The following is a 26,699-nucleotide window of genomic DNA, read 5'->3' on the forward strand; positions in this document are numbered from 1 at the left end:
CGCGGCACGCTTAGTCGATATGGCCCGGGAACGCTATGTTCTCGGAGTCTCCAAGGACGGCGAACCATTTGGCGCCGAACGCAGTCGACCCCACCTCGCGATACTCCTGCGTGGTGGGAGGGCTGGCCTACGGGCAGATCTCGCCGCTCGCTACTTCACCGAGACCGGTGCGGTCGCCGGGGGCCAAGCACTTACCGACGCCACACTGATTTTGGAAGGTCTGGCGGCCACGCAGGCACCCGACAAGTTGAACCTACGCGTTGCCGACCACCACGGGACGATCTACATCGACACTGGAGATCCAAACGGTCAAGTAATCAAAGTCTGCGACGGAAGGTGGTCGATGGCTCCCACTGCGCCGGTGCGGTTCCTCCGAAATACGAAGCTGACGGGGGCGATGCCGGCACCAAGCCCCCGCGGGGATGTGACGAAGCTCTGGGAGTTCGTCAATGTCGCCGTTGAGGACCGCCCAGTTCTTCTCGCGTTCCTAGTAGCTGCTTTGGTTCAGTGCGACGTCCCGCATCCGGTACTAGCCCTGTTTGGCGAGCAAGGTAGCGCTAAAACGACATCGACACGGAGCTTGGTCGAACTCATCGATCCTTCGCCCGCCCCCTTTCGTCAGGCGCCGCGGGACGCGGACTCATGGGCGGTTGCCGCTTCTGGATCGTGGGTCGTTGCTCTGGACAACCTGTCGGCCATCCCGCCGTGGCTGTCGGACTCGTTATGCCGCGCTGCGACAGGCGACGCCATGGTGAAACGGTCTCTATATACCGATGCCGATCTGGCTGTCATCAAGTTTCGTCGATGCGTGATTATCAACGGAATCGACGTCGGCGCCATCCGACCCGATCTGGCAGAGCGGCTAGCGATCGTCGAGCTGCGACGCATCGACCCCAGAATGCGACAGTCAGAGGCCGAGATGCGACAGCGGTGGGAAGCAGCTCTACCAGGTATTTTTGGCGGACTACTTGACTTGGCTGCCTCCGTTCACCATCGGTTGGTGTCGCTTGCCAGGGTGATGGGACCACCTGATTGCCAGGGGGATGGGACCACCGTGGCGCGTTATTGAGGATGCTCGTCGGCGGGGTCTGGGTCAAGCTGAGGGCGGGTCCGTTGGCGGTAGGACGGTCCTTCGATGACCAGGGTGTGCGCGGCGGAGGTCAGTCGGTCGATGGCTGATTGGGCGAGCAGGGTGTCGGCGGTCATGGTCAGCCATTCGGCGGGCTCGCGGTTCGACGTCATGATCGTGGTCTTGGCGCGGTGGCGCTCGACGACGATTTCGTAGAAGTCGCTGGTTTCGGTGGCGTCGAGGGGGCGTAGCGCGAAGTCGTCGATGATCAGAACGTCGACGGCGGCCAGGCGGCGGATCTCGGCGTCGACGGTGTGGTCGAGGCGGGCGGCGCGCAGCCGGGTGAACAGTTTGTCGGCGCGGCCGAACACGACGGTGTGTCTGCGTCGAATAGCCATGTTTCCCAATGCTGTTGCCAGATGCGTCTTGCCAACGCCGACGGGCCCGAGGACGATCGCGGACTGGCCGGCATCGAGGAACCGTAGCGAGGTGAGATCACCGAGCAGGGTGCGGTCATAGCGCAGGTCGCCGTGGGCGGTCCAGGTATCAAACCGCATGCTCGGATCGAGTCCGGCTTTGGCCGCTCGTAGTGCCGCGGAGCGGGATTCGCGTCGGGAGACCTCGTCAGCCAGCAGTGTTTCCAGGAAGCCGATGTGGCTGAGTTTGTGTTGTCGGGCCAAGGCGGCGCGTTCGGGCAGGGTGTCAGCCAGTGCACCGAGCTTGAGGGCTTTGAGCAGTCGGAGCAGATCAGCGCCGATCGGGTCGGTAGCTCCACGGGCGGTGGTAGTCATGTCAGCGGTTCTCCTCGGAAACGATGGTCAATGATGTTGGGGTGGAGTTGAATTCGGAAGGATCACGGGCGAAGCGGGTCGCGGTGTGACCGACCGCTTTCGGCAGGGCCGGGGAGCTGGTCTCGGTGGCACGCTCGAGCATGGAGGCGATCTTGTTCACCGAGACGACATCGAGATCCAGCGACAATGAACAGGCCTGTTCGACCCGGTCGGCGCCGTAGCGGCGCACCAGACCCAGCAGCCGGTAGACGGTACGCATCTTCGTCCAGGGCAGCCGGTCATCGAGGATGCGTTCGGCGTAGATCCCGACGTTGGGGCCGTGCGCGGCGCAGGTGGCGATCAATGTCGTCACATCGCGCAGCGCGTAGCCGGTCTTGTGTTCGGGCAGATCAGCGGGGTCGGTGCTGCGCCCACCGGCCGGTTGGCGGGGATGGACCTTGACCAGCACGCCGCGGCGATAGAACTTCACCAGCTCGGTGTCGGCGCGCACGTCCAGGTACTGACCGATCCAGCATTCGGGCAGCGAATACAGGGCCTTGGCGACCTCGGCGTGGAAGTCGCGGTGGACCTTGACCGTCTTGAACACCGGCACGTCATAGACCTGCGGCACCGCCAACAGCCGGGGCTGCTCTTCGTCGGTGAACACCTCCAGCGGGCGTGCGCAGGTGGTGCCGTGGGTGCGGGTGCCCGCAGTGTCACGACACCACGCTGTGGCGGCGTCCTGCGCCTGCTGCAGACTGGTGAATGTTTCTCCGTCCCAGAAGTTTCGCCGCACGTACTGCACGGCGCGTTCCACCCGTGGCTTGTCTTTCGGCGAGGCCACCCTGGCGGGGTCGGTCAGAAACCCGCTATGCCCGGCGTAGTCCAGCCAGCCCTGGCTGAACTGCGGGTTGACCGCGTCCGCGGCGGCGATCACCGGTTTGAGGTTGTCGGGGATCAGCACGGCGAACACCCCGCCGAAGAACTCCCAGGCCGCCTCGCAGCCGGCGATCACCGCGGCCAGGGTCTGCGAGTACGACAACCACACGAACATGTGCCGGGAGTACACCGCGGTGAAGATCAGCGCGTGCACCTTGCGGCGGCGCCCGTCAGCAGCGTCGGTGAGCATCCCCAGGTAGCCGAAGTCGACCTGGCACTCCACTCCGGGATCGCCATCAGCGACCCGCACCGTGAGGTCTTTGCGGCCGAAACCGCAACGCTGGCTGGCGAATCGGTGCAACGTCCGATACGGCACCACACACCCCTGCCGGGCCAACAGGGTGTGGATCTTCGTGACCGTCAACGGCCGATGCTCACCGGTGCCGGCCACCCAGGCGGTGATCTGATCTTCGAAGCCCACCAGCTGCTCCCACGCCGCCCCGTGGCCATCGGGGCGCACCGGACGCACCGCCTCGGCAACCATCCCGATCAACGCATCATCGACCGCGCTGACGTCGTCGTCGCGACGCAAACCCGCCGCCTGGGCGGCCTCGACGTAGCGGCGCACCGTCTTGCGGTCCAGGCCGCAATGCGCGGCAATGCTGCGGTACCCCGGCGCCGGCAGTCCCACCACCCCCAGCCACACCCGCAGCACTTCCCTGATCTCATTCACACTGACCTCCCGAAAAGCCATGCCCGCCGACCTCCGTGACCTTGAGCCGTCACGGCGATCGAACGAACAAATGAAAAGACCACCGACGCGACGCGCCGGTGGTCCCATAACTGGCAATCCAGGTGGTCCCATCACCCTGGCAAAAATCAGGTCACACTGGTCCCATCCTCATGGCAGACGACAGTTGGAGACCATCACAGTTGAGGACTCGCCCAGGATGGCGGACTTCTGTCGCACGCTGGCGGCCGTGGACGAGATCTTGTCGACTAATGGCGTACGCCGGTACATGTCGCGCGCCAATCAGTTGTCTGAGGATAGTTTGTCCGTCGACCCGTTTATCGAACAGCTTCGCTCGCGGACATTAGAACCTGCTGTTGGTCAATCCGGCAGTGATTTGCTGATGCTGCTCACACCGGTCAACGACGACTGGCAACGACCGAGGGACTGGCCGAAGAACGGTCGCGACGTTTCTGGGCTGCTGCGTAGGCACGCACCCGCTCTACGCAACCTCGGATGGGTGATCGAAGATGATGGCGCGCGCAACCGCAGGAACGTACTGCTGTGGACAATCTATCCGCCGTACAAAGATGTTGTGGCTCAGCGAGCCTCGCAACCCTCGCGTCTCTCGCTTACGCAGATCAGCGAGAACGCGAACTTCGACCGGAGTCAGCAGAAAGTTTTGAATGCCGACGCGAAGGCTGGCGAGGGTCGCACGGCGGCAGCGTCTTGACCGTGCGCTGTGGTGCAGGGAAACAGGTGCCCAGATAGTTGATCGCATACCGTTTCATCCGGTCTGATGATGCGTCAACACCGGCGAAGCGTCGACATGTGGCAGCTCGCCTCGGTGGGGTGGCTGGGTCCTAGAGCTCATCCTGAATCGGCAGCAGCAGGGCGATGGCGTGACCATCCTCCGCCCGGATTTCGAATGAATCCCCTCGTTCGACGCTCAAGAGCACTTCGTCGAAGTTCTCTAGGAGGTCCTGCATTGCAATGATCTTCACGATTGGTCCAAGAGTATGAGGTCACCGGTTACATGCCCGAGAGCAGTGAAGCACCGTGAGGCCAAAGACTGCCGCAGGCGCCACTCTGGCATTTGCGTCGGTCTTGTATCAGCCGGCGGAGCAGGTCAGGGCGTGGGAGGGCACCAAACTTCCTGGACTGCTCTGCAATCCGCGACAGCTTGCGGGTCTACGACCTCGATGTCGCGAAGCACGGAATCACAATCACCCAAGGAGCACCCATGGTCGGTCAGTGCCTTCATCCAACTCACCAGCACGGTCATTGAACGAGTTCCATCCTCGGAAGATCCGGTAGCCCACGCACGACCAAACGTGGCGGCCGCACTGTCGAGAAACGCTCTGTGCACCACTCGATATGCTTTGTCGAACTCCGATCGAGCCATCCAACCGTAGGCAACTAGTTGCGGCACACCGATTTCGCGTTCGATGATGCTTGGGCTCGCAAGGCGAAGGGCAGCGCTCCACTGTTCACGAGCGGTAGCCGGGTATCCGGGTGGCGAAGTGGGCTGAAGCATCAGCAGGTACCGACCGCCTTCCGAGTAATCGGCCCGTCGCCAATCTGGGTCTCGCCCGGGCACCGCTATAGCCGGGGGCGCATGCAGGGTCGTGCGGTCCCAGGTCGGCGGCGGAGGCTGTAGCGAAGCAATTGCGCACACTCTTTTTAGTGCTGAGCTGAGCTGTCTCAGCCTGTTCGCGTAGTCCAGCAGGGGATAACTCTTTAGTGAGGTGTAGTTGCCACACAGCTCAACCCCAGTTTGCACGTGGAACTCGCGCGTCCAGGCACATGCTTGATCGACGACGTTCGCCAGATACGTATGCTGCCGCGCGAGCTCGGCGCGCCAAGCTTCACCATCTACCTCCTGAGGGAGCGAATCCATTTTCAGGATGAACCGCCTGCAGCGTCGAAAATTGCAGTGATCCAGCCGGTTCCCCGACTGTCGAGGTAGGCATGTGCTGCGGCGTAGATCATGTCTTCCAGCGGCAGGTCCGCCTGCATTGCCCCGCAGTTGTCGTCAGCTATCCACCCCAGGACCACCTCAAGCGCCCGGCAAATAAGCCATTGCCCCCTGTACTCTGCACAGACGGTGTCAGTGCGTTCATCTTCCCAACCCGGCTGCACCATTCCGATGCTGAACCATTGCTGCTGAACCGCTTCGGCGAAACGGGCGCGATCCGAAGCGTCTACTCTGCCGTCAGCTGCAGCCGGCCACACCGAGTCGAAGTTCGGCGGAATTCGGGGGCCACCGTCGGCGACGATCGCAAGGCGCGCGTCGGAAACGATTGCTTCCGTGACCAGTTTGGCGGCTCGCTGGGTAAGCCCTCTGGCACGAAGTTGCGCTACACGCTCGAAAAGGTCGGGGTACTCCCGCTCCAATCGGTGCGGAGTATTCGCGTTGGCGATAGCGTCACGTTTTCCGATTGAGGCGGGCATGGACATACCGGAGCAGGTGGCCCATTCAGTGCCCCAGCGTTGCGCGGCAGTCATGAGCGCTGTTACGTCCGACCAGGTGGTCGCTGCAGCGGCTAAGCGCCAGCCAGCCGGCTCCGCGGCCTTGACTTCTGCGAAGGCGATCAGTGTCGCAGCCGGATCGAGATTTCCGATCCATCGGCTACGAAAGCCCTCTCCAATAGCTTGGTCAGACCAGAGCATCCGCACGCCCTTAGGGACCACAATCCCCGCGGGGACGTAACCCGCACCGTGATGTGTCAGCGCCACAACATGCCGATCGCCAGCCGCTGAATACATCAGGCCGACGGCCCACAGTGCGAAGGTTCGGCAGGATTCGGTGGCGTACAACAGTTCCCACGCCAACCATTTAACCGTCTGTAGATCACTCGACTCGTTGCGCCGCCGTTCCAAGTCCCGGGCCGCCGCGGCCGCTACCCGGGACGGCAGCGTCGCGGCGGGAGTTGTCAACGCTGCCGTCGCGACCGATGCGCCGGCAGGCGCCATTGAGGTGTGAGCGCCGCCAATCAATGGGACAGCACCGGCGGCCGGTGGAATTGCGGCCGGAACTGAAGGCGGCGGACCCAGCGGCCCCGGGGGCAGCAAGGGTGCTGAAACCGCTGGATAGGGATTAGTACTCGACACTACCTGCGGCCCGGCAATAGACGCTGGCACGGCACCCGTGGTCGCTCCTATTAACGGATGCCAGATTCCACTCGGAGATGCCGCCGGCTGCGCCGGCGTCGCAGTGGCTACGACAGCAGGGAAGCTAGTCGTCTGAGCGCCGGTGACCGATGACAGCGGCGCAGGACCACTTGCAGGCATGACCCCTTGCAGCGCGACAGCAGGAGACGGCGATGCAGATACTGCCGGCCGTACCAAACCCGACTGCGACATTCCTCCAGTGCCCGATCCCGATAGCGGAGATGCTGAACTTCCGAACGCGGCCAACGAGCCGATGGATGAGGAACGTCCTGGTCCGGCGAGGCCTACCCCACTGCTTCCGATGTCACCAACCGCGGCTACGGACGCAGGACTGGCGCTCTGCGCCGGGGGGTGCGGTGACAGCGATGAAGAACCAGGGGTAGGCCCGGTGCTGACCCGCGGCGCAGTGTTACCAGACCTGGATTCGGCATCAGACGGGTCTGGCACCGAAAGACGAGGCTGCGTATCACCGGTCTCCACTGCCACCTCGGGTGGACGCTCAGGCGATTCGTCGGATCGCTTATCGGTCGACCGATCGTCATCGCCGGTACTAAACGGATCGCCATTCGGGGGTCCCTCCGGCAGAGGCGTAAATCCCTGGACGAATTGCACAGTTAGAGCGCGGATCTCATCGGCTGCCCCTACTGCGATTCCTCGCGCCCGCGCAGCAGCACTGGTGATGATGTTGATAGCGGTGGGACTTCTGCTCGGCACGTGTACCAGTTGTTGATGTGCCTCAGCATCAATCGTGTCAATCATCAGCTCAGCACTCATCTGGATCGCCGCAACACTCTGCATCAGATCAGCGGCAGCCTTATCCGCGTCGGCCTTATCGTCGGCCCGAACCTGAATACGCCTGTAGGCAGCGTGCATTGCTTCGAAACCATTTGACTGCGCCACACCGACAACCTGCAAGCCGTGCAAGGCGACCCGGTGAGCATCTACTGCAGCCGCAGTCGCCATCGCCAGACGACGTTGAGCAGCAGCCCGTCCTTCAGATTGCTCGCGGGTGACCGGCCATACATCGGGCGCCACGATGAAGCGTGAATAGCTACGAGCGGGTGGTGGAGCGGCCATTAGCCGGCCCCCGTTTCTTCGCAGGCACTTTCAGCGGCCCGCAGGGCACTCGAGTACTGATCAACCATGTCGTTGGAAACGGATGCGGGTTCACGGCGCAAATCTGCGTCGACCACAGCCACGATCGACCGCCGGACATCAGCGAGCGCATCAACAATTTCTCGTGGTACGCCTGGACCTAGCCGGGTGGCCATATAGTTCAACTCCGCACCCACCGCGCTGAAGTAGTAGCCCTGCACCCCCAGGCTTTGTGATGACTCCCAGTCATTGGCCCGGTCGACGCGATCGATGAAGGCGCCACGCGCAATCCCAACACCGCTCTTGAAGTTCCTCAGGCCAACACACGCCTCAATTGCTGCGTCGCGCTTTTCTGAGGGCTCCGCAGCAGACGTGGACGAGGTCGACGGCCTTATCGCGTGTTCAGACTGCCCACTTGGGAAGATCTTGAGACTCACAGCGAGTGACATGATGGCAACGACGGTGCTAACGACCGCGAGGTAGAACGCCAGCTTGCTCACAGTCACTCCACCACGGAACGAAGCTGTGTCGCGTTCAGTTCATCAACGACAACAAGGGAATTCACTGCTGCGGCCGCTGCAGTGCTTAATGCTTCAACCCGCAGAAGGAGCCCCGCCGCGTGACCCTGCTGGGCAGCGACAGAAGTGAAGTCTGCGAGGCCGGCTGCGGCGTCGATGATGGACAGACTGCCGCTAGCGATTGGACCGGCCGGTTCAACAGACGCGGCGTCTGAACCGGCCACGCCAGCTGCCGCAATTCCGCCCCACGCGGTGGCCGGCTGCAGATCTAGACGCTCCATGACCCATAAAGTACCGCTTCGCACAGACACTTCGCCACAGCTGAGCACACATTCGTTTAGCGGATACTCCCAGTTCAGTGGGCTGATCTGCAATTTCAAGCAAACAGGACACTGGCAGCCGCGTCATGTCCAGAACGTTTGATTCCAGCCGAACTCTCATATGTCAGGATCAGTCACGCTGGAATTGATGCCGCCGCCTGTTTGCATGGCCAGCAATGCCCCATCAAGTGAAGGCGGAACACGACATGCGTCGCATCTGACGGGGTAGCGCCGAGCCAGGGTACGCGTTAATTCCTATTTGGATAGACCACTTTGGCGAGTTCTCGGGCGGCCTCAAATGTGCTGCGGTCCAACTCTTTACGCCGTGCCCGCTCAGCCACACTCGACAATAATATCTTCATGGCATCCGCGTTTCGGAGCGCGAATTCTACCGCGTCGCATGCGGAACGAATTACCGGAGCGGTGGCACCGTGTTGCTGTGTACCCGATGCACTTCGGACGGCAGCACGAGGAACCTCGACGATGCGAATCGGTTCTCCGTGCCGCTGTGCTGCTGTACGCGCGGCCGAGGCGTCTCTGCGGCACGTGTCAGAGCAATAGCGACGCGGACGCCCCCGCCGGGAAGTGACTTCGGGATCTAGCATGACCGCGTCGCAACGGACGCACCGGTTCGGATCTGATGTCGGGTAGTTGTCCGCTGCGATCGGTTGATGATGGTCAACGCCAACTGCGCTATGGCTCCCCAGACTTGCGCCGTTTGCGCGGAGGGCCGCGGCGTTTCGAGACTCCGTTGCACGCTGCGCGCCGCCCTCGTCAGCACGCGCTCTGCAAAGGACATTTTGGAGGTCGCGAACCTCGACCTCAGCGAGAGTAGCGATCGACGCGATCGTCTGACCGCGGTCCCTCATCCGCCCAGTAACCGTTTGCAGGTTGACGAAATGACTCACACGCTTGCGGGCTGCGTCCGTGCGCACGTTTTCATTCACTTGATCGAGGCGCGCACTCTCCCAAGCGTCAACGGCGCCCAGCCGCTGGAGCAGCACACGAACCGAGGCGGCATCGTCTACATTGGCACGTTCAAGGCTCGCGCGTTTCTCGTTCGCCCTGCGCTGCGCTTCCACCGCACGCTTGCGCGCCCGTAACTTCTCACTTCCGCTCATAGACGCAAACGTAGGACGAGCCGCGCGCTATCGTCCACCACCACAGCCAAATTCGCGAGCAACTAGGGGCTGGCTGCTCGGAATGATCCGAACTGCCCACGATGCCACCGCGCCGTCCACGCAGGGAGAGTCGGTTACTACACCAATCAGCGGCAAGCCGTTTAACCGTCAGTCGTCGACGGTTGTTCGCCCTCACGGCGGCTTATGTAGTTGCCGCGCGCCGCGCGCCTCTCTGCGTCGGCGACGTCAGCGTTGAATGTGGCGGCGAACTCTGTGTACTTGACGTCGAGCAGGTGCTCGTCAGGCGGCGCGGGTTGCACGGCGGCTGGATTTGTGAGGGCGTAGTAGGCGTAGCGGCTGTCGAGACGGTTTTCCGGCACCAAAGTGATTAGCCTTGGGGTGAGTCCGCACTCTGCCGCCAGGTTCCAAAACTCTTCAATGGTGAAGGTGGTGGTCGATGCGAGGTTTCGGTCGTAGGCCGTCCCGGCGAAGCCGCGGGTCCGACGATCGCTGGTGTGGTACTTGATCTGGACCAACGCCATGCCTTCGGGAGCCAACACGGTGCGGGCGATTTCAAGGATGGCCCGTACCGCGTCGGTGTCGGTCGTTAATTCGATCACGTATAGACACAGGAAGACGTCGCTGCTGCCCGCCAATCCGACGGTGGCTTGTTCGGGGCAGGTGAGGTCGATGCGCCGTGTCTCGACGGGTGTCGTGCAAGTTGCGCGGACTTGTCGGACGCATTCGTCGAGGTTTTCTTCGGAGATGTCGGCGGCGATGAAGCGCTGCGCATGGGGGGCGAAAGCCACGGCGTTGGCCCCGCCGCCGGCGCCCCACTCCATCACCGTGTTCGGGCTGGGCGAATTAAGGGCTCGGGCGAAGGTCTCATAGATCTTCCAATGGTCGTCACCAACCTCCAGCCAGGCTTGATCGCCGATTCCGTTGCGCCAGTGCGAGTTCGCTTCCCAGGCCGATCCTGTGGGCGCCGACCAGTAGCGGGCGGCTTGCCCGGCGATCCGGTTCCGGAATCGCCGACTTCCCGCTGCTGCCAGCGCTGCAGCCAGGATTCGCTCCCCTCGCACTGCCACGTCAATACCTCCGGTCAAAAACTTGTTTCCGGTTGCGCTGACAGTAACCGGCCTTACGTTGAAATGGCCGCCTTCGACGCCGGACCGACCCGGCCCGACGCGACGCCGCCCACTAACGACGCCAGTGATGAGCTGGGTGTCGGCGGCGAAGCATTTGCTGATTACAGATAGCGAAGGTGCTCCTGATTTCGGGCGCGGCGGGAAGAGTTGCAGACGGTTGACCGGCAAGTGGCGATGGTGCTTGACCGCGTGGCGACCTCTTCCGATTCAGCGGCGGGTGTCAACCGTCGTCATAGGAGCCCAGGGCAAGGCCATGTCGATCGGCTTCTGACATCATCTACTATCTCGGTACGTAGGTTGTAGACGCGAGGCGATTACTTTGCCGGGCCCCACGGTAGGGAGTAGATGTGCTCAAGTTCTGTTTGATGGCGGTATTGGCTGTGATGGCGCCGATGGCGGGACTGGGCTCGGCTGGGGCGGCGTCGGCGGCGGAGCACTGTTTGCACCGCTTTGGAGCGCATCAGCAGGTAGCGGACGGTGGTGGCATTCAGAGTTGGTCGGTCGCGGATCTGAAGAAAAGCGGTGATGTGCCTGACTTCCCGGTGGCCGGCCAGCTGTGGGAAGCGACCGCGACGGTGACGGCGATCTTGGGCACTTCGACACCGGTAATCCCCAACTTCGCCGCAACCTCTGTAGGCGCCCGCTACCCAGCGCTGTGGCAGATGGCCAGCCCGCGGGGAATTTCCCCGGCCACCTTGACTCAAGGGCAGACGGCCACCGGCAAGATCTACTTTGACGTCACCAGCGAGTACCCCATGGCGGTCACGTACACCGCCGGTGGCGCCAGGCCACTGATGTGGTGCTGCGGCGAGACGATGATGGCGATGCCGATGGACGCATGCCCTTGCTGCGCCAACATGAAGGAACCGTGCCCCTGCTGTGCGGGAAAGATGTAGGGACGAGCAGCCATTGTCTGGCGGCCGACCCGTGTGGCGGGCGGGCCAGACGGTGAAACCATGGGTCACGCGCTGCAGGTCTGCCAGGTTGCGATGAAAGCGAGCCAGGGATCTGATAAACCAGGCCGAATATTCTTAAGGGTCTTCTTTCCACGCCCTTGCCACGTGAGGCAACCGATGCCGTTCAGTAGATACGAGACAGACGTCTATCCGCGCACCAAAGCCTGGTCAAGCGCTGTGGAGAGGTCTTCATAACTGCGCGGCTGGATGCGTTCGCCGTTGAGGAAGAAGGTCGGGGTTCCTTGCACGCCTAATGCGGTGCCGTCGGCGATGTCGAGCTGGATGCGTTCCAGGGTGGCCGGGTCGTTGTAGGTGTCGTCGAATGCGCTCATGTCCAGGCCGAGTTGCTGGGCGAAGCCGCGGAATACGTCGTCGGCGGGAGTCTGCTGCTCGCCCCATTCTGCTTGTGTCTCATACATTTTCCGGTACATGGGTTCGAGTTGGCCTTGTTGGGCGGCGGCCTCGACCGCGCGTGCGGCGCGCTCGGCGTTGAAGTGCGAGCGCAGCGGGAAGTAGCGCAGCACGAAGTTCACCCGATCGCCGTACTCGGCGCGCAGCTGCTCAATGGCGGGATACACCGCGCGACAGCCCTCGCACTCGAAATCGAGGAATTCCACGAAGTAGGCGTCGCTGTCGGGTACCGAGTTGAGCCGGTGACTGTTGTCTCGGACCGTCTGTCCGGCTGCCCCATCAAGTTGAATCGGAGGCGCCGAGTCGGTTCCTCGGACCGAGAGGAACACCGCGGTCCCGATCGTTGCTAACGCGATAACGAAGACGGTCAGCAGAACGCGGGTGTTGGTCAGGATCGCTCCGAGACCTTTCATGTTCATATCGACGTACTTTAGTATATGGATATGAGTGAACCGGTGGATACCTGCGATCTGCTCTGCCTGAACCTGCCCCACGCGGAGTCCATTCGCGCCACGGTGCCCGACAGCGCCACCGTCCAGGCCGCCGCCGCGGCGGCGCGCGGCCTCAGCGATGCGACCCGGTTGTCCATTGCGGCCGCCCTGGCGGCCGGCGACGAATTGTGCGTGTGCGATATGGCCTGGGTGGTCGGACAGCCGCAAGGCTTGGTGTCCCACCATCTGCGCCAGCTCAAGAACGCGGCGCTGGTGTCGTCGCGCCGTCAGGGCAAGTTGGTCATGTATCAGCTGACCGAGCGCGGACGCGAGTTAACCGCAGCTGTTTTGCCGAGCGTGGCCGCAACTAGCGCTAAGGAAGCCAATCGTGTCTGATGCGTGCTGCGGGCCACGCAACGACGTCGAACCCGACGCGGGTCCCGAAAGGCTTTGGCAAATACGGGAATTGCAGTTCGCGGCGCTGGCCGCGGTGCTGCTCGCTGTGAGCTGGATTGCCGGGCGGGTCGGCTACGAGGGCATCGCACACGCCGTCGAGCTGGCTGCAGTCGCTGCCGGCGCGATCACGTTCGTGCCCGATGCGGTGCGTAATCTGCGGCATGGCCGTATCGGGGTCGGCACGTTGATGACGATCGCCGCGATCGGCGCAGTCGCGTTGGGTCAGTTCGCCGAGGCCGCCTTGCTGGGCATCCTGTTCTCGATCGCCGAGGGCTTGGAGCACTACGCCGTCAGCCGGACCCGTCGCGGGCTGCGCTCCCTGTTGTCGCTGGTGCCGCCGAAGGCCTCGGTGCTGCGGGACGGCATCGAGACGACCGTTGCCCCCCAGGATCTCGTCATCGGTGACGTCATGGTGATCCGTCCCGGTGAACGCGCCGCCACCGATGGCACCATCCGAGCCGGTCAGACGAGCCTGGACCTGTCGGCGATCACCGGCGAATCGGTGCCCGTGGAAGCCGGGCCCGGCAGCGACGTGTTCGCCGGTGCCATCAACGGCGGCGGAGCGATAGAGGTCGAGGTCACCGCCCCGGCCGCCGACAGTTCCCTGGCGCGGATCGTGCACATCGTCGAGCAAGCCCAGGAACGCAAGGGCGCCGGGCAACGAATGGCGGATCGGATCGCCCGTCCGCTGGTGCCGGCGATCATGGCGTTGGCCGCGGTGATCGCCGCGGTGGGCGCGGTGTTGGGTGATCCGATGCTGTGGCTGGAACGGGCACTGGTGGTGCTCGTGGCCGCCTCACCGTGCGCACTGGCGATCGCGGTCCCGTTGACCGTGGTCGCGGCCATCGGGGCCGCCACCCGCCACGGCGCCCTGATCAAGGGTGGCGCGGCGGTGGAAGAACTTGGCCGCATCACCGTCGTCGCCCTCGACAAGACCGGCACGCTCACCCGCAACCAGCCCCGCGTCGTCGAGGTGATCACCACCGACGACCTCAGCGACGCCGACGCCCTGCGGTGGGCAGCGGCCCTGGAGATGCGCAGCGAACACCCACTGGCTCAAGCGATCCTGACCGCCGCCGGCGACTCGCCGGCCGCCAGCGATGTGACCGCACTGGCTGGCCACGGCCTGCACGGTGACCTCGACGGCCACCGGCTGCGCCTGGGGAAACCCTCCTGGGTCGCCCCCGGACCACTCGCCGCTGACGTGGAGCGGTTGCAGGCCGCCGGCGCCACCGTGGTGGTGCTCGCCCGCGACGACCAGCCGGTCGCCGCCATCGCCGTGCGCGATGAACTTCGCCCCGAAGCCGCCGAAGCCGTCCGTCTGTTGAAGCGAATGGGCATCACGGTGGCCATGCTCACCGGCGACAACACCCGCACCGCGGACACGGTGGCCGCCGACGCCGGCATCACCACCGTGCACTCCGAGCTGCTACCCGAAGACAAGGCAGCCCTGCTGCCGACCCTCTCCACGGGCCGACCCATCGCCATGGTCGGCGACGGCATCAACGACGCCCCCGCGCTGGCCACCGCCGACATCGGCATCGCCATGGGCGCCATGGGCACCGACGTCGCCATCGAAACCGCCGACGTCGCCCTGATGGGCGAGGACCTTCGGCACCTACCCCAGGTGCTGGCCCACTCGCGCCACGCCCGCCGGATCATGGTGCAGAACATCGCGTTCTCGCTGGCCATCATCGCCGTCCTGATACCGCTGGCCGCCTTCGGCGTCCTGGGCCTGGCCACCGTGGTCCTGATCCACGAAACCACCGAAATATTCGTCATCCTCAACGCCATCCGCTCCGCCCGCATCACCGCCCTTCCCGGCGTCACAGCGACAACCCCGCGAACCACAACCCACACCCTCGACATCGGCCCAGCACCCGTCCTCGACGACCCCTGCTGCAGCCCTCTACAGTCCGCGCAGACCCCCGCCACCAGCATCAGCCTTTCCCTGATCACCCCAGCCCCGGCACAGGATGAGCACGGGTGCGACTGCTGCGCCCCCACCGCATCTCCACCGGCCGTCAACGGCACGACCGCACCCACCAAGCGGACCAGCCGCCGATAGCCCCACCAAGCTCATCCCCACGACAGGAGCCAACTCAATGCCACGAATCAGTGAGCAGGCCCGCAAGGTCTACCGAGCGGAAATGACCGCCGCGAAACACGCCGCAGACCCCGCGACCCGGTGGCGACACTTGGAGCGGGCACACATCGTCTCCCAACCAAGTCCCTGGTTGCACACCTGCAACCACGCCGCCATGCTGGCGCTCGCACTTCGCCAACACGACCGCCGCGAAGCCATCGGCCAAGTCCTGCGCCTCATCGTCGCCGCCCCCGGCTCGATGACTGGCCGCTACCCGGTCGGCAACACCGGCCGCGTCAACGCGGGCCTCATGACACCCATGCCCATCCCAGACGACCTCGCCGCCGCCATCAAGCAACGGGTGAAGCCGAGACCCGTTCGAGACGACAGGGGTCTAATCTTCGTCTCGATGAATCAAGACAGGAACTGATTGGTCTCAAATTTTCAGAAACGAGACAGTCAACTAGTGACGTTCTTGCTCGGCGTCGTAGTAGTCGCGCGAAGCGGCCTCTCGATCGGAAGTGGCCGCTCTGCGATGACGTTGAGCTTTGGCCTTGTGCGCAGTGACGTCTCCGACGCCTGCTGACGGTGCTTGGTCGTGAACCTCGGCTGCCCGCTGATGTGCGTCGCCGGCCTGTTCGTGGAGATGGGCTGCGGACAGGTGGGCGTTTCGGCGCGCTGTCTCGCTTCCTCGGCGCGCTGTGTCGCGTGGTCGACGTCCTCAGAAGTGACCGAGTGTCCAGCTCCAAGATCGGCTCGCCGGTGGGCACGGCATCAACGCCAAGTGCGGCAGAAGAAACTCCATGCACTTTCGTCGATGTCGGCGGTCATCAGCGTCTTTGTCGACGTGAACCACGACGAAACCGGTGACCGGAAGGCCTGTCACGGCCGCGACCAGCTCGACACCTCAGCGCTGCTGCCGTGCCAACGCAGCTTCGCCTCACCGACACGCAGAGCGTCGCGGGGCCTGCTGTCCGGAACTAGACCAACGCCGACGAGCGTGACCGCCCGGCGCACCAATACGCCTCTGAGACACTCCCGGGTAGCTGGCGACAAGCCACCCGTGCGATCAGTGGCCGCAGGGCGGTCGAAGAACACTACGGCAGAACTCGGACAACTATCTGAGCGCTGTTGGCGCTGCTAGCGGGCACGACACAGTACGGCGCCGAACCCGCGGTGGTGAACGCATCTGCAATGATCGAGCGAGCGCATTGCGCAAGGAGGGGCCACATGGCGAGGTCTGACCTAGTGATTGATCTGGTCGAGGCGCAGCAGCGTGGCGACGTCGCCCGCTTTCGCATGCTGGTGGAGGCGATCATCGCCGAGGAGCGCAACAATCAGCACCATCTTGTGGCTGATCGTCTGTCCGAATTGATCACCACTGCCGGTGCTCGCAGCCTGCTCGCCCGTGATGACACCGCCCGCCAGGTCGCTGATCTGGTCACCGAAATTGTGCCTAAACGGCGATTGTCAGAGGTGCATCTGGCGCCTGCCGTCACGGCGGCGGTGAACGAGATCATCGAGGAGCATCACCGTAGCGAGCTTCTCCGCAGCCACGGCCTGGAACCGCGTAACCGCATCCTTTTGGAAGGTCCGCCTGGTAACGGTAAAACCTCGCTTGCTGAAGTGTTGGCAGCGGAGTTGATGGTGCCGTTCTACGCCGTGCGTTACGAGGGAGTTGTATCTAGCTTTCTTGGAGAGACAACGAGTCGAATCGATCACGTTTTCGAGTTCGCAAGGACTCGGCGCTGCGTGCTCTTTTTCGACGAGTTCGACACCATCGCCAAGGAGCGCTCCGACGCGCACGAAACCGGCGAGATCAAGCGCGTCGTTTCGACGCTGCTCCTACAGATCGATCGCTTGCCCTCCCACGTCGTCGCCGTCTGCGCGACCAACCATGGCGAACTGCTCGACCGCGCGGCATGGCGCCGCTTTCAGGTGCGGTTAGCACTGCATCCCCCGTCGCGCATACAGGCCACGACTTTTCTCGAGCAGCTGCGTATGCGGCTCGGCGGGAACCTCGGTATGGCGCCGCGCACCCTCGCCGACAAGCTTGCCGGTGCCAGCTACGCCGACATTGAGGAGTTTGCGCTGGATGTCATGCGGCGCTATGTGTTGTCGCTACCCGATGGCCGTATCGAGGATGTGGTGCGCGAACAGCTCAAGCAGCGCAACGCCATGAGGCAGATGTGACCTCTGTCCTTCGGCGCCCCGCACGGTGACGCGCGTAGTCCCGTCGACAATCTGAGCCAGTTCCGGACGCGAACAGCGACGTGCGCTACTGCCGCATCGGCGAGGTCTCAAGAGAAGCCGGTGTTGGTTATCGCCAAACGGCGGTGGTTGAGACTCGCAGACGAAGGGTCGCATCGATCCATCTACGTAGGACGGCAGTAGTTGATGACGAATGAATCTCGGTCGGGTTGAGATGTGGCCTCGTGCAGCCAGTGTCTAGGGTGGCGCTGTCATCCTTGTTCGGTGGCGCCTAGGACAGCGAAGAAGACCGACAGCCGGTTAGCGGCTCGGCTTGCCGCGCTCGCCTCACTAGGCGCTTCTGTAATCCACTTCGCCGTCGTTCCCACGCACTGGCAGGAATGGATGCCAGCGGGCCTGTTTTTTACGGCAATCGCGCTGTTCCAACTGTTGTGGGCGCGGCTAGTACTCACCCGTACCACCACCCCGGTGCTAGCTCTTGGCATCATGGTCAACCTTGCCGTTATTGCGCTTTGGTCCGTGTCGAGAACCGCGGGAGCGCCGCTCGGGCCCCACGCCGGTCAAGCCGAACTGATCCAAGCCGCGGACCTATGCGCGTTGCTGCTTCAGATCTATGTCGTCATGGGCGCTGGCTGGGTCTGGCACCGCGGCCTTCAAGGAGAACCGGTGCCCGCCTTCGGCAGTGCCATGGTGCTCCTGGGCGCGATTGGGATCGTCACGTTGGCGTCCACAGTGGGCGCTGCCTCTGGTCTACGGCACGGCCACCACGCCCCAGCCGGCGCTGAAGCAGGGGCTCATCACCACGGACCTGGTGCAGAGCAGACTGACGACCATCACAGCCATCCTGAACCATCCCCTGCAGCGCCCGCTGGGGAGCCCGCCTCCGATGATCACGGAACCGGTGCAGAACACGTCGACGACCATCACAATTACGATTTGGAGCCGACGTCTTCCCCGCCTGCCGTGCGCCCAGTCGAAGCTCCTGCACCAGGCGCTGGCTCTGGCGGCGCGCCTGAGCAGGCTACGCCCGTGCCCATCAGCGAGCCGCTTCCAGCGGCGACGCCGCTAGACGACCACCAAGACCACGACCATGTGCATTGACCTACGTCTGTATGGCCAATCCACGGCCTGACGGCTAGTTTCCGCCCGTCAGGTCTGCCCGCCCGATGGCGTCGCCCGGATGACGCACGATGTCGAGGGCCGACATTCCGATGCCGTAGGTGGATAACCATCGCCTCGGCCGGACTGCGATGAAGCACAGCTCAGCACGCTGAGAGACGATGCGCTCCTCGGCGGCGAGAATGCGACGGAGAAACCAGTCCGCGTGGAATGCCCCTCGCGCGTCGGCGTTTTCGTGGTTCAGTATTGTGGCCGACCCCGCAAACTGCACAGCTGCCGGCGGCATCATGGGGAGAAAGCGGTGCGGCACGGGAATGACGAAGGCTACCTGTGGGCGTCGTCGAATGTTTTTAACCTTGACGTTCGTAGTACGGGTCGTGATGTACAACGTCAGGTTTGTGCCTTCACCGGCCGCTGCGTACGTGACGGCCGTCGCGTGGGGGTTGCCGCTGCTATCGAGCGTCGACAGGGTGCCGAACGACCGTCGTCGAATCGAATTTTCGACAGTGGCGAGGTCGGTCACTGGTGCTCCTTCCTCCGCTTCCCCGGCTCCGATTGGGTGGCTTGTCGCTCAGCTACACGCCGTCTACGGCGCATCCGAAGGTACCGGCGGTCGACGGATAATTGAGAATTCGACCGGCGACTGCATTTGCTTTCTTCGTGCGAAGCTCCACATGGTTGGGAGCGGCGATTCGAACTTCACATGGTCGCCGGATGCTCCACATGGTGGGCCGTCCCCTAACGGTTGAGAACGGCGCGGGTGCTCGCCTCGGGCGTCAAATCGAGGCGGCGCAGAAGTTGCGCGTTGAGCGCGACGACGATCGTTGACAGTGACATGAGGATGGCGCCGACCGACATGGGCAGCACGATGCCGATGGGTGCCAGCACACCAGCAGCCAGGGGCACAGAGATGAGGTTGTACCCGGCGCCCCACCAGAGATTCTGTTTCATCTTGCGGTAGCTGGCGCGGGACAGCTCGATGACCGACAGCACCGAGCGGGGGTCGGAACTGGCCAGGATGACACCGGCGGAAGCGATGGCGACGTCAGTGCCGGCACCGATGGCGATGCCGACATCGGCCTGCGCCAAGGCGGGGGCATCGTTGACTCCATCGCCGACCATGGCAACCTTCTTGCCCTCGTGTTGCAGGGCAGCAACTTTCGACGCCTTGTCTTCGGGGCGCACCCCCGCGAACACCCGGTCGATGCCCAGCTGGTGGCCGACACTATTGGCGACGGCTTCGGCGTCGCCGGTGATCATGACGACTTGCACGCCAAGCTTGTGAAGCGCATCGACGGCTTCGCGGGATTCGGGGCGGATCTCGTCGGCCAAGCGCAGGCCGCCGAGCACCTCTCCGTCGCGGATGACGTGCAGAATGATGGCGCCTTCGCCGCGCCACGCGGTGGCCGCGGGGACCTCCTGGGCGCCGACTTCTTCGAGAAGTCGGGGGCCGCCCACTCGGATTTCGTGCCCGTCGACCGTCGCAGTCACACCGACGGCAGGAGAGGACGAGAAGCCGCTGGCGCGCGGCACCGTTAATCCCCTATCCTCGGCGGCTTTCACGATGGCCCGCGCCAGGGGGTGTTCACTGTCGGTCTCGGCGGCGGCGGCGAGCGCGAGCACGATGTCGCCGTCGTCGTCTCCGGTCGCCTCGACGGCGGTGACGGTGGGTTCGCCTTTCGTCAGGGTGCCGGTCTTGTCGAACAGCACGGCGTCGACAGTGCGCATACCTTCCAGGGCCAGCCGATCTTTGATCAAGACGCCGCCTCTGGCGGCGCGTTCGGTGGCGATGGACACGACCAGTGGTATCGCCAGGCCCAGCGCATGAGGGCAGGCGATGACCAGCACGGTGATCGCTCTTACCACCGAGGCATCGGGATTGCCGACGATTGTCCATGCCGCCGCGGTGATCGCGGCGGTGATCAGGGCGAACCAGAACAGCCAGCCGGCGGCCTTGTCAGCAAGGCGCTGGGCACGCGAGGACGAATTCTGCGCTTCGGTGACTAGGCGTTGGATGCCTGCTAGGGCGGTGTCGTCGCCGGTGGCGGTGATCTCGACCCGAAGCCCGGAATCGGTGGCGACGGTGCCGGCTGTGACGGGATCCCCGACGCCGCGGGTAACGGGCCGGGATTCGCCGGTCACCATGGACTCGTCCATGTCGGCGCGTCCGTCGACGATCTTGCCGTCGGCAGGGATGCTGCCGCCGGGTCGGACTACAACGACATCGCCGACGTGCAGGTCGGTCGGCGAGACGGTGACGGTGCGGTCGCCGTCGATCTTCTCGGCTTCGTCGGGAAGTAGTGCGGCCAGTGAGTCCAGCGCTGAGGTGGTCTGGGCCAGCGAGCGCATTTCTACCCAGTGGCCGAGCAGCATGATGACGATGAGAAGGGCGAGTTCCCACCAGAATTCCAGCTCGTGGTGGAGCAGGCCCAAGCTCGCGCCCCAGGACGCGAAAAAGGCGACGGTGATCGCCAGTCCGATCAGGAGCATCATTCCTGGTTTGCGGGAACGGACCTCGTTCAGCGCACCGGTGAGGAAGGGGCGGCCACCGACGACGTACATCACTGTCCCGAGCAGGGGCGCGATCCAGCGTGCGCCGGGGAAGTCGGGGACGTCGTAACCGAGCAGCATCGCGAACATGGTCGAGAACGCGACGACCGGTATGGCGATGATCAGGTTGATCCAGAAGAGCTTGCGGAATTGGGCCACGTGGTCACCGCCGTGGCCGCTATGGCCAGTGTGGCCGGTGTGATTGTCATGGCCGTGGTGTTCGCCGTGTGGGTGGGTGTCAGGGTGTGCGCTGGGGAATTGGTGGTGGGCGTGCCCGCCAGGGTGGGATGTTGCTACGCCGTGGTCATCGCGGTTTGTCATGTTCTTTCCTTAGGGGACTTCGCGTTTCAGTCGACGCGCATTGATGATGTGGGTGTTAGGAACGCACCAAGCGGGCGATGGCTTCAGAGGCTTCTGTGAGTTTGGCGTCAGCGGCCGGTCCGCCGGTGGCGGCGGCGTCACGGACGCAGTGGCGAAGATGGTCGTCAAGCAGTGCCAGCGCGACGCCTTGGAGGGCTTTGGTGAGCGCGTCTGTTTGGGTCAGGATGTCGATGCAGTACCGCTCCTCTTCGATCATTCTGCTGATGCCGCGGGCTTGGCCTTCGATGCGCTTCAACCGCTTGAGGTATTTGTCTTTATCGGTGATGTAGCCGTGGTGGGTGGTGCCTGTTGAGGGGCAGTGCCTGGTGTTGTCGGCGTGGGTCATGACGCTTTCCTTGTGCGTGGTGGTGACTAACTTCGGGTGCCCGGCGAGGAGTGCGCGACGAGGGTCGCGGTCATGCGGCGGAGGCATACTTGTCGGGGTCGCGGTCGAAACGTGGTCCGCATCCCTTGCAGCAGAACCAGTAACGCCGACCGCGATAGTCACGGAATAGTCCCGCCGCTTCGGCGACCGTCTTGTTCACCGGCGTGCCGGGCATCACGGGGCAGGTGGTCTCGTTCTGCGATCCGAGGTCAAGCAGGTTCCTCGCCGTAGGGTCGATGGGTGAGGTATCGATTTTGTCGGCTGCGCCGCTGCAGCAGCAGGCTGACGTGCGGTTCTGATTCTCGGACATTGGTTCTCCTCACAGGTGGCGGTGATTTAACTGGTGGTGTCGGCGGAAGTGGTTTTGAAGCGGCGCAGGCGCAGGCTGTTGCCCACCACGAAGACGCTGGAGAATGCCATTGCGGCTCCGGCCAGCATCGGATTGAGCATGCCCAGTGCTGCGACGGGGATCGCTGCGACGTTGTAGGCGAACGCCCAGAACAGGTTGGTTTTGATCGTCGACAGTGTTTCGCGGGACAGCCTGATCGCGTCAACGGCGCTGCGCAGATCACCGCGCACCAGGGTGATGTCGGAGGCCTCGATGGCGACGTCGGTGCCGGTGCCCATCGCCAGACCGAGGTCGGCTTGGGCGAGGGCGGGCGCGTCGTTGACTCCGTCGCCGACCATGGCGACCGTCTTGCCTTCGGCTTGGAGGCGTGCGATGACGTCAACCTTGCCTTCGGGCATGACTTCGGCGATGACGTCGTCGATGCCGACTTCGGCGGCGATCTGTCGAGCGACGGCTTGGTTGTCGCCGGTGAGCAACACGGGGGTCAGCCCAATGTCACGCATCTGCGAGATTGCCTGTGCGCTCGTCGATTTCACGGTGTCAGCGATGACGAGTACACCGCGCGCCTGCCCGTCCCACCCGACCGCTACCACGGTCTTTCCCTGGGCTTGCGCGCGGGCCTTGGCGTGGGACAGATCCGGGCTGAGGTGTTGCGCCCAGTCGGACAGCAGTGATTCGCGCCCAACGATGACGGCGTGTCCATCCACGATGCCGTGGACGCCTTTACCTTCGACATTCGCGAAGTCCTCCGGAACGGGCAGGGCCTGGAGTTCCTCGGCCGCCGCGGCGGCGACGGCTTGGGCGATGGGGTGCTCGGAGGCGTTCTCCAGGGCGCCGGCCAGTCGAAGCAGCTCCGCGCGTTCGGTTTCCGGCGCTGTGATGACATCGACCAGCGTCATTTTGCCGGTGGTGACGGTTCCGGTCTTATCCAGCACCACGGTGTCAACCTTGCGGGTGGATTCGAGCACCTCGGGACCTTTGATCAGCACGCCGATTTGTGCGCCGCGACCGGTGCCCACCAGCAGGGCGGTGGGCGTGGCCAGCCCGAGGGCGCAGGGGCAGGCGATGACGAGGACCGCGACCGCTGCGGTGAACGCGGCGGCGACTGAGAATCCCGCGCCCAGCCAGGCGCCGAGGGTGATCACGGCGATAGCGATGACGATCGGTACGAAGACGCCGGAAATGCGATCGGCCAGGCGTTGCACTTCGGCCTTGCCGGTCTGGGCGCGTTCGACCAGCTGGGCCATCTGCGCGAGCTGGGTGTCCGAGCCGACGCGAGTGGCCTGCACCACCAGCCGACCGCCGGCGTTGACGGTGGCACCGACCACGGTGTCGCCGGTAGCGACTTCCACGGGTACCGCTTCGCCGGTCAGCATCGAGGCGTCGACAGCCGAGGAACCGGACACCACCACGCCGTCGGTGGCGATCTTCTCCCCCGGGCGCACGATGAACTCGTCGCCAACCACGAGTTCTTCGATGGCGATCTTGGTTTCCGTCCCGTCGCGCAGGACGGATACGTCTTTGGCGCCTAGGTCGAGTAGGGCTCGTAGTGCCGCTCCGGCCTGCCGTTTGGACCGCTTCTCGAAGTAGCGTCCGGCCAGGATGAACGTGGTTACGCCGGCGGCGACTTCGAGGTAGATGTTGGCGGCGCCATGCGACGGCGCCAGGGTGAACGCGAAGGGATGCTTCATACCCGGCGTGCCGGCGCTGCCCAGAAACAGCGCATACAGCGACCACAGGAACGCTGACACGGTGCCCAGCGAAATGAGCGTATCCATGGTCGCGGTGCCGTGTCGCAGGTTGGCCCAGGCGGCCCGGTGGAATGGCCATGCTGCCCACACGACGACGGGGGCCGCCAGCGTGAGCGACGCCCACTGCCAGTACGTGAACTGCAGCGCCGGGATCATCGCCATCGCGACGACCGGCACCGTCAGGACGGCCGAGGCCCTCAGGCGGTGCCGCAGCGAGGCCAGTTCGGGGTCGGCGGTGTCCGCGGCGTGCGGGGTGTCACCGGATGCGTCGGAGGGCATCGGCGTGCGCGGTGTCGGGAGCGCGGCGGTGTAGCCCGTCTTCTCCACCTCGGCGATCAGCAGCGCCGGATCGTATCCGTCAGGCACCGTGACGGTGGCCTTTTCCGTCGCGTAATTGACTGTCGCGGCCACGCCGTCGAGCTTGTTGAGCTTGCGCTCGATGCGGTTGGCGCAGGAGGCGCAGGTCATTCCCCCGATGCGAAGTTCCACACTCGGGCCAGACACCGGTGTCGATGTCGTCATGAAGCCACTGCCTTTCAGTTTCTGATTCGGACGGGATAGCTCAGTGCCCGCCGGCATGGCCGGCGTCACGCGATGGCTCTGGCGCGGGCTCGTTGGTGCCACCGGGTGCGGCGTCGACGACGAAGCTGGCGGTGTGCACGGTGTCCTGGACTTTGAAGTCGAGGTAGAGCAGGTAGCGCCCCGCTGTGGGTGCGGTTGCCGCGAACGACACCGCAGGCCCACCGGTGCCGCCCGGTACCGGCTCGGCCCCCTCAGGGTGCACATGTAGATACGCCAGGTCTCCCTCACGCAAGGCGACGAGATGGCCGTAAGCCCCCAGGTAGGGCTGCAAGGTCATCACCGGCCGGCCGTCGCGCGTGACTGTCGCGGTGAGTTGGTGGGAGACGCCCGCGGTGAGTGCACCGTCCAGTTTCACGGTGTATCCGGCGATGTCATCCACGGTGCGTGTGGCACTCGCCACCGCCGGGACGAACGCGCCGGCCACCTGCACGGTTCGGGTGAGGGTGAGTTTGGCGCTGCCCGCCCCTGCGGGTTGGAAGTCGGCGAACACGCGGTAGGTGCCGGCGGCGTTCCACGTCCACGGCGTTGACCACGTGCCGGTGGCCGCGTCCAGCCTTGGGTGTACATGGGCGAAGTGCTGGCCGTCGGAACGGACCACGATGAGGTGCAGTTGCTTGTCGTGCACGGTCGCGTAGTCCAGCAGCGGCGTGCCGCCCGGGTCGACGATGGTGAAGCTCATCGTTCCCCGATCGTTGGGTGCGCTGGGGGACCGCACCGGGCTCAGGACGTATCCGTCTTCGGCCAACGACAACCCCGGCGGGTCGGCGAAGGGATCGACTGGCGACGCCTGCTCGGTCGGCGGCGCGCTGTGATCCGCTGCAGCATCGGAAGTTTGGGTCTGGGGAGATGTCGCCGCGGTATCAGGGACGACCGCTGCGGCGGTGACGTATGCAGCCGTGAACGCCACTGCCAGTCCGGCGCCAAACGCTGTCAATCGTCCCGCGGCGTTCATGCGACACGCACCGCCGAGTAGCCGGCCTCGTCGACGGCGTTGAGGATCTGCGCGTCGTCGACGGGACGGCTCGACGTCACGATCAGGGTGCCGGTTTTGGCGCTAACTTCGACGTCTTCAACTCCGGCGACCTCGCTGACCTCTTCGCGCACCGACAGCTCGCAATGTCCGCAAGTCATTCCTGTGACGGCGTACGTGCTCGTGCTCATCACCAATCTCCTATCCTCGACGGGTGTAGATACCCCTACCGGGTATACGTAAGAGAGCATATACCCCTTGGGGGTATGCTTCAAGGGTTACTTTCCGGGGTCATTGGTTTGGTGTCGACGCGCGTAGCGCTATCCCGGAACGACGGGAGGGATCAGTTGGTGGTGCGCGCGTTGCACGTCGGAGATGATGGCTGGCCCCTCATGGGGGAGGTCGTCGGGCGCGGCGAACTGATCATCATGCTTCATGGTGGGGGTCCGGATCACTACAGCATGCGACCGCTTGCTGACCGGCTCGCTGGCCGGTATCGCGTTGCGTTGCCTGACATTCGAGGGTACGGAGCATCGCGTTGTCCCGACCCGACGTTGCACCGATGGGATCAGTACGTCAGCGACGTCATTGCGATCGTTCACGCGCTCGATGACACCTGCGCCCACCTTGTCGGCGCCGGACTGGGCGGCACCATCGTTTTGCGGACGTGCCTCCAGCACCCCCGTATCGCCCGGTCGGCGGTGGTCATCAGTGCTGAAGCGATAGAGGACGATGCGGACAAAGCCGCAGACACCGATCTGATGGATCGTTTCGCCGAGCATGCCCGTTCCCGCGGTCTGCAGGCCGCCTGGGAATTGTTCATTCCTGATCTTCAGCCGCTGATCGCCAACCTGGTCGCTGAGGCTATTCCGCGCGCTGACGCCCACAGTGCGGCGGCCGCGGCGTCAATCGGTCATGACCGCGCCTTTGCAACGGTCGAGGACCTCCGGCGCATCGACACTGCGACGCTCGTCATCGCCGGCGACGACATCCGTCACCCCGAGTGCTTGGCCCACAGCCTCGCCGATGTCCTTCCACGAGGGGTCCTCGCCGAAGTTTCGATGTCCCGCCAATTCGTCAACGCTGAGGACATGGCACACGCTTTCGGCCCAGCGATCGAGAACTTCCTTCGCAGAACATCGGACCGGGACACTCGGGTCCATAAAGACTAGGCACTAAGGACGGCGGCAGCAGTGAGGGGCCTCACGCTCCGGCGGCAAGCCGCTCGGGGGCAGCCTGTCGCGGTGCTGTCAGCCGC

25 protein-coding genes and 1 pseudogene are annotated in these 26,699 nt (G+C 64.2%); 11 read left to right on the forward strand and 15 right to left on the reverse strand.

Going from position 1 to position 26,699, the window contains the following annotated elements; all coding sequences use genetic code 11:
• Window positions 1-19 precede the first annotated feature (19 nt).
• Window positions 20-1,069, forward strand: a complete 1,050-nt coding sequence (locus ACZ50N_RS19915) for an AICE element replication initiation protein (RefSeq protein ID WP_464473610.1) — start codon at window positions 20-22, stop codon at window positions 1,067-1,069.
• Here the strand turns inward: ACZ50N_RS19915 and ACZ50N_RS19920 are convergent.
• Together ACZ50N_RS19920 and istA are read right to left on the reverse strand one after the other, a co-directional pair.
• Window positions 1,063-1,860: an ATP-binding protein gene (locus tag ACZ50N_RS19920; protein ID WP_138247680.1), complete on the reverse strand. Its 798-nt coding sequence runs from the start codon at window positions 1,858-1,860 to the stop codon at window positions 1,063-1,065. The two genes, ACZ50N_RS19915 and ACZ50N_RS19920, sit on opposite strands and share 7 nt — an antisense overlap.
• A gap of 1 nt (window position 1,861) precedes the next feature.
• A complete protein-coding gene (gene istA, locus ACZ50N_RS19925; RefSeq protein ID WP_406775775.1) occupies window positions 1,862-3,472 on the reverse strand; it encodes an IS21 family transposase in 1,611 nt (536 codons plus the stop codon).
• 226 nt (window positions 3,473-3,698) lie between these two features.
• Between istA and ACZ50N_RS19930 the strand changes: the two genes are divergently transcribed.
• Complete coding sequence (locus tag ACZ50N_RS19930) at window positions 3,699-4,181, forward strand: AICE-type RepA C-terminal domain-containing protein (RefSeq protein ID WP_464473611.1); 483 nt, start codon at window positions 3,699-3,701, stop codon at window positions 4,179-4,181.
• Between the two features lie 130 nt (window positions 4,182-4,311).
• Here the strand turns inward: ACZ50N_RS19930 and ACZ50N_RS19935 are convergent, their stop codons facing one another.
• Together ACZ50N_RS19935 and ACZ50N_RS19940 are read right to left on the reverse strand one after the other, a co-directional pair.
• The gene (locus ACZ50N_RS19935; protein WP_156448508.1) at window positions 4,312-4,452 is read right to left on the reverse strand and encodes a hypothetical protein; all 141 of its coding nucleotides are present in this window, start codon (window positions 4,450-4,452) and stop codon (window positions 4,312-4,314) included.
• 898 nt (window positions 4,453-5,350) lie between these two features.
• A complete protein-coding gene (locus ACZ50N_RS19940; RefSeq protein ID WP_234788706.1) occupies window positions 5,351-6,283 on the reverse strand; it encodes an EspK C-terminal domain-containing protein in 933 nt (310 codons plus the stop codon).
• Window positions 6,284-7,336: 1,053 nt separating this feature from the next.
• Here ACZ50N_RS19940 and ACZ50N_RS19945 point away from each other — a divergent pair.
• Window positions 7,337-7,513 (forward strand): hypothetical protein, encoded by a 177-nt coding sequence (locus ACZ50N_RS19945; protein ID WP_185292653.1) that lies wholly within the window; start codon window positions 7,337-7,339, stop codon window positions 7,511-7,513.
• Between the two features lie 185 nt (window positions 7,514-7,698).
• Here ACZ50N_RS19945 and ACZ50N_RS19950 read toward each other — a convergent pair whose 3' ends face one another.
• Window positions 7,699-8,217 (reverse strand): hypothetical protein, encoded by a 519-nt coding sequence (locus tag ACZ50N_RS19950; protein ID WP_234788707.1) that lies wholly within the window; start codon window positions 8,215-8,217, stop codon window positions 7,699-7,701.
• 2 nt (window positions 8,218-8,219) lie between these two features.
• Complete coding sequence (locus ACZ50N_RS19955) at window positions 8,220-8,615, reverse strand: hypothetical protein (protein WP_234788708.1); 396 nt, start codon at window positions 8,613-8,615, stop codon at window positions 8,220-8,222.
• Window positions 8,616-9,226: 611 nt separating this feature from the next.
• Between ACZ50N_RS19955 and ACZ50N_RS19960 the strand changes: the two genes are divergently transcribed.
• Entirely contained in the window at window positions 9,227-9,658 is a 432-nt protein-coding gene (locus ACZ50N_RS19960; RefSeq protein WP_064280681.1) for a hypothetical protein, read from the forward strand.
• A gap of 179 nt (window positions 9,659-9,837) precedes the next feature.
• Here the strand turns inward: ACZ50N_RS19960 and ACZ50N_RS19965 are convergent, their stop codons facing one another.
• A complete protein-coding gene (locus ACZ50N_RS19965; RefSeq protein ID WP_235716664.1) occupies window positions 9,838-10,992 on the reverse strand; it encodes a methyltransferase domain-containing protein in 1,155 nt (384 codons plus the stop codon).
• A gap of 197 nt (window positions 10,993-11,189) precedes the next feature.
• Here ACZ50N_RS19965 and ACZ50N_RS19970 point away from each other — a divergent pair, with 197 nt between their 5' ends.
• Window positions 11,190-11,720 carry a DUF1942 domain-containing protein gene (locus tag ACZ50N_RS19970; RefSeq protein WP_064280705.1) on the forward strand — a complete coding sequence of 177 codons (531 nt, stop codon included), beginning with the start codon at window positions 11,190-11,192 and terminating at the stop codon, window positions 11,718-11,720.
• Window positions 11,721-11,926: 206 nt separating this feature from the next.
• Here the strand turns inward: ACZ50N_RS19970 and ACZ50N_RS19975 are convergent, their stop codons facing one another.
• Complete coding sequence (locus ACZ50N_RS19975) at window positions 11,927-12,610, reverse strand: DsbA family protein (protein WP_064280682.1); 684 nt, start codon at window positions 12,608-12,610, stop codon at window positions 11,927-11,929.
• A gap of 24 nt (window positions 12,611-12,634) precedes the next feature.
• Here ACZ50N_RS19975 and ACZ50N_RS19980 point away from each other — a divergent pair, with 24 nt between their 5' ends.
• From ACZ50N_RS19980 to ACZ50N_RS20000, 5 genes and pseudogenes are all read left to right on the forward strand, one after another.
• Window positions 12,635-13,018, forward strand: a complete 384-nt coding sequence (locus ACZ50N_RS19980; protein ID WP_064280706.1) for an ArsR/SmtB family transcription factor — start codon at window positions 12,635-12,637, stop codon at window positions 13,016-13,018.
• Entirely contained in the window at window positions 13,011-15,146 is a 2,136-nt protein-coding gene (locus ACZ50N_RS19985; RefSeq protein WP_064280683.1) for a heavy metal translocating P-type ATPase, read from the forward strand. The genes ACZ50N_RS19980 and ACZ50N_RS19985 overlap by 8 nt, the downstream gene beginning before the upstream one ends.
• A gap of 37 nt (window positions 15,147-15,183) precedes the next feature.
• A pseudogene (locus ACZ50N_RS19990) lies at window positions 15,184-15,516 on the forward strand (DUF3703 domain-containing protein); the annotation flags it as partial.
• An 878-nt stretch (window positions 15,517-16,394) separates the two neighbouring features.
• Complete coding sequence (locus ACZ50N_RS19995; RefSeq protein ID WP_064280684.1) at window positions 16,395-17,357, forward strand: AAA family ATPase; 963 nt, start codon at window positions 16,395-16,397, stop codon at window positions 17,355-17,357.
• 234 nt (window positions 17,358-17,591) lie between these two features.
• A complete protein-coding gene (locus ACZ50N_RS20000) occupies window positions 17,592-18,476 on the forward strand; it encodes a hypothetical protein (RefSeq protein ID WP_082909142.1) in 885 nt (294 codons plus the stop codon).
• A 34-nt stretch (window positions 18,477-18,510) separates the two neighbouring features.
• Here ACZ50N_RS20000 and ACZ50N_RS20005 read toward each other — a convergent pair whose 3' ends face one another.
• From ACZ50N_RS20005 to ACZ50N_RS20035, 7 genes are all read right to left on the reverse strand, one after another.
• The gene (locus ACZ50N_RS20005) at window positions 18,511-19,017 is read right to left on the reverse strand and encodes a pyridoxamine 5'-phosphate oxidase family protein (protein ID WP_064280685.1); all 507 of its coding nucleotides are present in this window, start codon (window positions 19,015-19,017) and stop codon (window positions 18,511-18,513) included.
• Between the two features lie 215 nt (window positions 19,018-19,232).
• Window positions 19,233-21,365, reverse strand: a complete 2,133-nt coding sequence (locus ACZ50N_RS20010) for a heavy metal translocating P-type ATPase (protein ID WP_024444590.1) — start codon at window positions 21,363-21,365, stop codon at window positions 19,233-19,235.
• Between the two features lie 55 nt (window positions 21,366-21,420).
• A complete protein-coding gene (locus ACZ50N_RS20015) occupies window positions 21,421-21,750 on the reverse strand; it encodes a metal-sensitive transcriptional regulator (protein WP_011856766.1) in 330 nt (109 codons plus the stop codon).
• Between the two features lie 70 nt (window positions 21,751-21,820).
• On the reverse strand, window positions 21,821-22,099 hold the full coding sequence (locus ACZ50N_RS20020; protein ID WP_024444591.1) for a YHS domain-containing protein: 279 nt from the start codon (window positions 22,097-22,099) through the stop codon (window positions 21,821-21,823).
• A gap of 26 nt (window positions 22,100-22,125) precedes the next feature.
• Window positions 22,126-24,411: a heavy metal translocating P-type ATPase gene (locus ACZ50N_RS20025; protein ID WP_073683355.1), complete on the reverse strand. Its 2,286-nt coding sequence runs from the start codon at window positions 24,409-24,411 to the stop codon at window positions 22,126-22,128.
• Window positions 24,412-24,451: 40 nt separating this feature from the next.
• Entirely contained in the window at window positions 24,452-25,423 is a 972-nt protein-coding gene (locus ACZ50N_RS20030) for a DUF8832 domain-containing protein (RefSeq protein ID WP_024444593.1), read from the reverse strand.
• Window positions 25,420-25,632: a heavy-metal-associated domain-containing protein gene (locus tag ACZ50N_RS20035; RefSeq protein WP_011856847.1), complete on the reverse strand. Its 213-nt coding sequence runs from the start codon at window positions 25,630-25,632 to the stop codon at window positions 25,420-25,422. Before ACZ50N_RS20035 ends, ACZ50N_RS20030 begins: the two co-directional genes overlap by 4 nt.
• Before the next feature lie 156 nt (window positions 25,633-25,788).
• Here ACZ50N_RS20035 and ACZ50N_RS20040 point away from each other — a divergent pair, with 156 nt between their 5' ends.
• Entirely contained in the window at window positions 25,789-26,613 is an 825-nt protein-coding gene (locus ACZ50N_RS20040; protein WP_024444594.1) for an alpha/beta fold hydrolase, read from the forward strand.
• Window positions 26,614-26,699 lie beyond the last annotated feature (86 nt).

The sequence above is a fragment of the Mycolicibacterium obuense genome, from assembly GCF_055397605.1.